General features: G+C 38.7%; 4 protein-coding genes and 2 pseudogenes. All 6 read right to left on the minus strand.

The annotated features are described in order from the left end of the window. Positions 1 to 418, minus strand: a 418-nt coding sequence (locus SK578_RS00040; protein ID WP_042749663.1) for a T7SS effector LXG polymorphic toxin, incomplete at its 3' end; no start/stop codon positions are given. A 9-nt stretch (positions 419 to 427) separates the two neighbouring features. Next, positions 428 to 586, minus strand: a complete 159-nt coding sequence (locus tag SK578_RS00045) for a hypothetical protein (protein ID WP_235228581.1) — start codon at positions 584 to 586, stop codon at positions 428 to 430. A 47-nt stretch (positions 587 to 633) separates the two neighbouring features. Beyond that, positions 634 to 1,521 (minus strand): NAD glycohydrolase inhibitor, encoded by an 888-nt coding sequence (ifs, locus tag SK578_RS00050; RefSeq protein WP_042749667.1) that lies wholly within the window; start codon positions 1,519 to 1,521, stop codon positions 634 to 636. Continuing rightward, positions 1,522 to 1,686 (minus strand): annotated as a pseudogene (locus SK578_RS10965) (hypothetical protein); the annotation flags it as partial. It abuts the gene before it with no gap. 86 nt (positions 1,687 to 1,772) lie between these two features. Beyond that, positions 1,773 to 2,660 (minus strand): NAD glycohydrolase inhibitor, encoded by an 888-nt coding sequence (ifs, locus tag SK578_RS00055; RefSeq protein WP_042749669.1) that lies wholly within the window; start codon positions 2,658 to 2,660, stop codon positions 1,773 to 1,775. Beyond that, positions 2,661 to 4,667, minus strand: a pseudogene (locus SK578_RS11090) (hypothetical protein); the annotation flags it as partial.

A 4,667-nucleotide genomic window follows, 5' to 3' on the forward strand; every position in this document is an offset into this window, starting at 1 on the left:
GACTGCTTCCTTCGTAGCTCACCAAGTCTGAAATCTTGTCCTTGGTCGTGTTCAAGAGCTCAATCTCACCCTTCAAATCGTCCCGTGAACTCTTTAAAGCACTATGAAGGTTTGTAAATACCTTACTTGGAAGCTTTGTATGAAGATCACCATCAATCTGGTAGTAACCATCCTTGTACAGTAGGAGATTGGTTGAGTAGTCATTCATCAGGTTGACCAGAGTCTGAAGGAGAGTCCCATGCACCTCTACTAGGTAGGTGCGCATACTCGAGATGGCCTGACCTTGGAGATTTTGATTGTTGATGAAGTCTGTCATGGCCTTGTTTAGGCTCGCAACGGACTCTCCCCAAGCATTTATCGTTTTTTGACTTTCCACCTGAACAGAGGTGATATCATCAAATTTTATATTATAACTCATAGCACCTCCCTACTGCAAACCAGAAAACAGTGTTTGTCCCAATACAGTATCTGTACGGGCCAACTCTTTTCCTGTAGCGGACATCAAGGCGATGTCTGTTCCCAACAAGGACGTATAGCTCGTCATCAACTGATAGAGCTCATTGAATTGTTTTTGATATAGGTTCAATCCTTCTTCATTATACCACAAAAAGAGAGCGTCTTTCGCTCCCTTTATTACTCCGGTAATTCTACCTTCAAGCTCATATCCGTCGGTTGTAATACCTTCTGAACGGCAGCAAGAAAGGCTAGTCCATTATCAGATGGAGAATATTGGAAGGTAATATGGATGACTTTTTTGTCAAACTTATCACCGTATCGTTCTACATACTGCTTGCTTTCGAGGAAGTAGATATAGTTATTGAGTTTTTCTTGAAGTTTCAAGAGATGCTCTTCTTCTAATGACTCTATCCATTTATTCTCATCAATCAACAACAACTCTAGATGATCATCAGAGACCCCCATAGCATCGATGCTTGTAACATCTAGTTCAATTTTCTCAACTGTTTTAATAGTTTTTACTACCTTTGGTGGATTGTCGTATTTTTCCTTGAATTCCTTAAGAATCTTCTCTACCTTTTCCACCTCATAAGACTTGAAAGAAGGGATTGATTTAATATTTCCAATTAATCGACTGTAATATCCACTAGTTTTTAACTCGTTAGGAAGTTTTTCTATTGTATCAAGTATAAGAGGAACTAATTTTCTTGTATCAATTTCAAAAGGAAGAGGTTTATATTCCGACAGAATGAAATCTTGAAGTAATAAATATTCTGTGACTTGCCATATTTTCTTTTCATCAATACTTAAAGAGAACTCTTTTAATATCTCAAATGTCCTTTTCTCTATATCTTTATCACCTTCTACATATAGAGGGAATAAACAATATTCCATCAACACCTGAATATCAGTGTATTCCGTTATCATTGAATTGCGTTGTTGAAAACGATACCTAATATCCTCTCCAAGAAATGCTTCTGCTTCTTTCCCTTCCTTCATTATTTCACGATAGTCTTTTACAAAATTTTGATAATCTTTAGGCTCTGGTATTTCAAATTTTTTCATTTATTTACTCCATTGGTTAATTCTAAAAATTCCTTCAACTTGCTCAATTATATTAGTGCCAGGTTTATAGACACGTGGATTTTTGATTTCATAGTATCCTTGACGTTCAATCGCAGATAGAAAGTCATCGTAAGAATGCCCCTTCATATCAATTGACGGCATAAGTAGTTCGCTGTTTAAAACCGTTAAATAATCTTTTTAAAAATCTAGTCCCATTATACCACAAAAAGAGAGCGTTTCCGCTCTCTTTATTACTCTGGCAATTCTACCTTCAAACTCATATCTGTAGGCTGCAACACTTTCTGAACCGCAGCAAGAAAGGCTAGTCCATTATCCGATGGAGAATACTGGAAGGTAATATGGATGACTTTTTTTTCAAACTTATCGCCATATCTCTCCACATACTGCTTGCTTTCGAGGAAATAGATGTAGTTGTTAAGTTTTTCTTGAAGCTTCAACAAGTGTTCTTCTTCCAGAGATTCTATCCATTTATTCTCATCAATCAACAACAACTCTAGATGGTCATCTGAAACACCCATCGCATCGATGCTTGTAACGTCTAGTTCAATTTTCTCAACTGTTTTAATGGTTTCTACTACCTTAGGGGGATTGTAGTATTTTTCCTTGAATTCCTTAAGAATCTTCTCTACCTTTTCTTCATCACACTGCCTGTATAATGGACTACGGTCTAATACATTACATAGTCTTTCATAGGTATAAGTACGTTTCTGCTCATCCGATAATTTTGAAATGCTTTCTATAATATTTCTTACCAATTCATCTGTTTCAATAACAAAGGGAAGATTAGAATATTCAGTTAAAAACCAGTTTTGAATAGAGATATAATCAGTTACCTTATCTAATTTGACTAAGTCAATCGATAAGCTAAAATCCTTCAAGATGTCAAAAGTTCTTCTTGCTATATCCTCATCACCTTCTACATACAGAGGGAATAAGCAATATTCCATCAATACGCTAATGTCTGTACTGTCAAGTTCATAAGAATCTCGTTGCCGAAAACGATACTTAGTTTCTGTTCCTAGAAATGTTTCTGCTTCTTTCCCTTCCTTCATCACCTCTAGATAATGTTTGACAAAATATTTATAATTCTCTTTATTTTTCAATTTATATGCCTGCATTTATTTACTCCATTGATTTATTCTGAAAATTCCTTCAATTTGCTCAATTTTATTAGTGCCTGGTTTATAGACACGTGGATTTTTGATTTCATAGTATCCTTGACGTTCAATAGCGGATAGAAAATCACCGTAAGAATGCCCCGTTGTGTCAATCGTTGGCATAAGTAGTTCGCTCTCAGACATATGAATGTCAGAACCAGCCCAGGTTTTGGCACCTGGAATATTTAAGGATGAAGAACCAGGCGTATCCCCATTTGGGAATTGTATCCAGCCTTTTTTATCCATATTCTTGACAAGTTCCGGACTGTACTCGTATTGAAACATACCTGTATCATATGTATCATCTCCAACTCCTTTGACTCTCGCAATCTCATGACCTGATTTCAGGTTTCCACTCTCATCATACAAGAGAGTAGAATCTTCTACAACACTCGTCACAAAGTTACCTTGACCAACATCTCCCCCAGTTACTCGTCCAATAGAAGAACCTTTTTCACCAAAAGCAAAATTTTTAACACTCTTTCCATTTACAACAGAAGAGGCTCCACCTTCTAAATAGGGCTGCTTAATAGCTTCTTTGTAGGTTTCTGGATAATCGTACTGTCTAGCTTCATACATCTTGTAAAAGGTTTCTTTATTTGGGACCGCCCCTTCTTTAACAGCACGTTCCGCATACATATCAAAAGTTTCCTTGAAGGATGCCTGTTTCTCTGGTGTATTCCAGTCTATTTCTTTACTTGCAAGCTCTTTGAATTTTGCAAAGGTTGCTTTTTTGATTTCTGGTGACACATGTTCAATGGAAATATCCGATGTTTTTTGAGAGATAATCTCAATTCGAGTTCCTGGTTCAATTTTAGTGCCACCTGTAAAGCGACCTTTTCCTTCACCTACGATAGTACCGCCATGTTTTGATAGATTATCCAGAATATCTTGGCGTTTAATGGTTAAACCATCTTTTGCAGTCGTGTAATCTTGAATACGAATTTTTCCAGTTTTATCTACACCGACAGCTTTTAATTGGATACGTTGAATTTCATCTGCTGCATTACGTGTCTCAACGGTTATCCTAGTCTCGACATCTTTGAAATTTGTCTTGAAGTCATCAATCTTTGTAGTTAAAAACTCTCTGTAGTTAGCAAAATTTTGTTCAGATACGTTATTTTTCAGTTTATTGAGACTAAACTTGCTGGCTGCTGAAGCTACCGCATAGCCACCTACGATATTCCCGATAAAGTTTGCGGTTTGAGCGTCTTCCTCACTACCACCTAGGAGCTTAGTCCCATGATAGGCAACCTGACCCGCTGTATAGGCACCGGCTTCCCCTATCGCAAACTGAGTCAAGCCCTTGACAACGCTCTGAGTCTGCCCTATGGGAATCATGATGGCACTCGCCGTCACAAAGACATTCCCAACATCATGATACAGCTTGTCATTCCCCATGAAAAGCGTATCTCTGATGGGATTTCCTGCTTTAGTCTGAATATCCCCTGCATTCCCAAGTTTGATATCCTGATCAGCCTCATACATATTAGAAGCCCCATAGGCTGTTGTCCCAAGACCCACTATACCGCCTGCAACAACTAAAGGAGTCGCAGAGCCCAATGTAACTACGATGGCTGTCACTCCGACAATGATAGTCAATGCGCTAACAGCCATGTCTTTCCAACCCTTATCTGATCGAGCCAAGGCTTCAAAACGGACCTTGTCTCGCTCCTGAGCTGCTTGTACACGCTCAACGCGACTCTCCATCTGCTGGGTCGCCTGTTTGTAGGCTATCGCAAAGCGTTGAACAGACTTGAGTTTGGCAAAATCTCCTGACTGATAAGTCCCTACAGTTCGTGTCTTACCTGCATGTTCTGTTATCAAGGCCTTGGTCGCAGCTAGAAGTTCCTTAAAGGCGACCAAATCTTGACTCGCATGGTTACTCTCGTACTGAGTGATGGAGGTATCCAAGTTCTTGAGCTGGTTCATGAGGAAGTTATAGTTCATGACTGTACTGGTATGACT

This window comes from Streptococcus mitis, from assembly GCF_000722755.1.
GTDB classification, from domain to species: domain Bacteria; phylum Bacillota; class Bacilli; order Lactobacillales; family Streptococcaceae; genus Streptococcus; species Streptococcus mitis_CM.

What these genes read in the sequence shown, in the direction of transcription:
- ifs (WP_042749667.1), bottom strand. Translation starts at nt 1,521, where the DNA reads ATGAAAAAATTTGAAATACCAGAGCCTAAAGATTATCAAAATTTTGTA.
- ifs (WP_042749669.1), bottom strand. Translation starts at nt 2,660, where the DNA reads ATGCAGGCATATAAATTGAAAAATAAAGAGAATTATAAATATTTTGTC.